Consider the following 1,773-nt stretch of genomic DNA (forward strand, 5'->3'; position numbering starts at 1 on the left):
CGGCGACGTAGGCGTCCAGTTCGGCGCGAGCCTGGTCCTGGCGCTCGGGGTCGGCCAGTTCGGGGTTGCGGCGGTGTGCTTCGGCCTTGATGTCCTGCCAGCGGCGTCCGGTGCTCATCGTCCGCCCTCCTTATCCTTCGCTGCCCGGTACTCGGCGTAGCGGGCTTCGGCCTGCGGGATCGCCTCGTCGTACCAGCGTGACCACTGCCCGGCCTTGTCTCCGGCCACCAAGAAGATCGCTGCCCGGTCCGGATCGAAGACGAACAGCATGCGGATCTCCGAACGTCCTCGGCTGCCGGGCCGCAGCTCCTTGAGGTTGCGTAGCTCGCTGTGTTCCAGTGTGTCGACCAGTGGCCGTCCCAGCGTCGGTCCGACCTCAGCCAGCCTGTCGATGGCCTGCTCGATTAAGGCCGCAGTGTCCGCCTCTGCTTCACACAGCTTGAGGAACCAGCTCTCGACCGGTTCGAGGAGGATGACGTCCCAGGGCACCCAACCAATATAACCTCTAGCTCATACTGCAGGGTCGACCGTCCGCTTCCTGATGACGTCGGTTGCCGTCAAACACAACACCCCGGGCCTCATGGCTCCGGGGAGTTTTCGCTGGTCATCTGTGGTGGGCAGGGGCGGGGTCGAACCGCCGACCTTCCGCTTTTCAGGAGTAGCGGCGCCCCTGCTGGCAGCACTCCTGCCGAGGTAGGAGGTGCCTCACGGCTGCCGCTGGTGTCCGACGTATGGGGCCGTTGTCGTCAGTGTTGTCGTCAACTCTGCGCCCCCGACGTGGTCGCTGGGGTCTGCTTACAGCCTCCGCCTGAGTGCAACTTCTCGCATCTAATGAGCAATCAAGTACACTTGACGACATGGCTGCAGAGACGAAGAACCGCAAGACCAGAGCATCACGCGACCACGGCAGGTCGCAGGCACAGACCCTGGGGTTCTCTGTCCAAACTGAGGACCGGCCGACCTTGGACGAGCTCGTTGACTACTTCGGTGACGGCAACAGGTCGGCTTACCTGCGGGCCACATACCGTGTCATGAAGTCGATCATGCTTGCGGAGCAGATGCGCGATCTTCAAGCTTACGGTCAGCAGCGCACCGCCGAGCTAGGTATCGAGCCGGCTGAGGTGCCCGACCGGATCCGAGAGTTCCTCAAGGGCAAGGACGAGGCCTGACAATGTCGACGCCCGTGGTCTACGACATCAACGTGCTGGTCACGGCTGCGGCTAGCGGTAACAGTCCTTTCCGCTCTTGGCCCTCACCTCCGCCCACATCGGGCAACGCCTCAGCGGACTGCGTGGGCGTCGCAAATGACGCAGCAGAGTTCTCGCTGTGGCTCTCTCCGCACATTCTGCGCAACATCGAGCGGATCCTTGTGGAGCTCTTCAAGTGGGAGGAGAGCAAGGCCAGTGCCTACTGGGCGGCACTGGTCGCGATAGCCGAGCACAGTGAGGGACAAGTGATCGATCCACCTCGCACAGTGCATGACTGCCCCGACCATGAGGACAACTTGATCCTTGATCTGGCGGTTGAGGTCGGGGCGCTGTTGGTAGTGAGCAACGACGTTGACTTGATCTCTATGTCGCCGTGGCGTGGCACTCCGATCATCACACCGGGCGTCTTTTGCGAGAAGGTGGATGGAATGCGCCGTCACGCCCGTCGGCGGCGGTAGCGCGCGGTGGGCGATGTCTAAGTGCGTGTTTGAGAAGTTGATCTCGGTCGGTGTGTCTGCGTGATGCGGTGTGCCGGTTCGTGCAGGGTGTGGCGATGGCTCGGACG

General features: G+C 62.9%; 3 protein-coding genes. 2 read left to right on the plus strand and 1 reads right to left on the minus strand.

Features of this window, described 5'->3' with window-relative positions; genetic code table 11:
- Window positions 1-114: 114 nt before the first annotated feature.
- Window positions 115-489: a type II toxin-antitoxin system RelE/ParE family toxin gene (locus BM339_RS47330; protein ID WP_075025107.1), complete on the minus strand. Its 375-nt coding sequence runs from the start codon at window positions 487-489 to the stop codon at window positions 115-117.
- A gap of 368 nt (window positions 490-857) precedes the next feature.
- On the opposite strand from BM339_RS47330, the gene BM339_RS47335 reads away from it, so the two are divergent.
- Together BM339_RS47335 and BM339_RS47340 are read left to right on the plus strand one after the other, a co-directional pair.
- Entirely contained in the window at window positions 858-1,169 is a 312-nt protein-coding gene (locus BM339_RS47335; RefSeq protein WP_075025108.1) for a hypothetical protein, read from the plus strand.
- Between the two features lie 14 nt (window positions 1,170-1,183).
- Window positions 1,184-1,666 (plus strand): PIN domain-containing protein, encoded by a 483-nt coding sequence (locus BM339_RS47340; RefSeq protein ID WP_177287951.1) that lies wholly within the window; start codon window positions 1,184-1,186, stop codon window positions 1,664-1,666.
- The last annotated feature ends 107 nt before the right edge of the window (window positions 1,667-1,773 follow it).

This window comes from Actinomadura madurae, assembly GCF_900115095.1.
In the GTDB taxonomy this organism is placed as follows: Bacteria; Actinomycetota; Actinomycetes; order Streptosporangiales; family Streptosporangiaceae; genus Spirillospora; species Spirillospora madurae.